Source organism: Ureibacillus suwonensis (genome assembly GCF_042655065.1).
Classification (GTDB): Bacteria; Bacillota; Bacilli; order Bacillales_A; family Planococcaceae; genus Ureibacillus; species Ureibacillus suwonensis.
Window position 1 is genome coordinate 1 of record NZ_JBHSNQ010000110.1, and the last position, 854, is coordinate 854.

Sequence of the window (854 nt, forward strand, 5' to 3'; positions counted from 1 at the left end):
AGAGTACGTGGTCGTAGACCCGAAACCAGGTGATCTACCCATGTCCAGGGTGAAGGTGAGGTAACACTCACTGGAGGCCCGAACCCACGCACGTTGAAAAGTGCGGGGATGAGGTGTGGGTAGCGGAGAAATTCCAATCGAACTTGGAGATAGCTGGTTCTCTCCGAAATAGCTTTAGGGCTAGCCTCGCGTAACGAATACTGGAGGTAGAGCACTGTTTGGACTAGGGGCCCACCTCGGGTTACCGAATTCAGACAAACTCCGAATGCCAGCTATTTAGACGCGGGAGTCAGACTACGAGTGATAAGATCCGTGGTCAAGAGGGAAACAGCCCAGACCACCAGCTAAGGTCCCAAAGTAACCGTTAAGTGGAAAAGGATGTGGCGTTGCTTAGACAACCAGGATGTTGGCTTAGAAGCAGCCATCATTTAAAGAGTGCGTAATAGCTCACTGGTCGAGTGACGCTGCGCCGAAAATGTATCGGGGCTAAACGGTTCACCGAAGCTGTGGATTCGTGCTTCGCACGAGTGGTAGGAGAGCGTTCTAAGTGCGCAGAAGTCAGACCGGAAGGACTGGTGGAGCGCTTAGAAGTGAGAATGCCGGTATGAGTAGCGAAAGATGGGTGAGAATCCCATCCACCGAATGACTAAGGTTTCCTGAGGAAGGCTCGTCCGCTCAGGGTTAGTCGGGACCTAAGCCGAGGCCGAAAGGCGTAGGCGATGGACAACAGGTTGATATTCCTGTACCACCTCCCCGCCGTTTGAGCAATGGGGGGACGCAGGAGGATAGGGAAAGCACGCCGTTGGTCGCGCGTGTCCAAGCCGCAAGGCGGGGAAGTAGGCAAATCCGCTTCC

Annotated in this window: 1 rRNA gene; it reads left to right on the forward strand. The window is 54.3% G+C overall.

What is annotated here, in order from left to right:
* Positions 1–854 (forward strand): 23S ribosomal RNA (locus ACFPOH_RS10910); the annotation flags it as partial.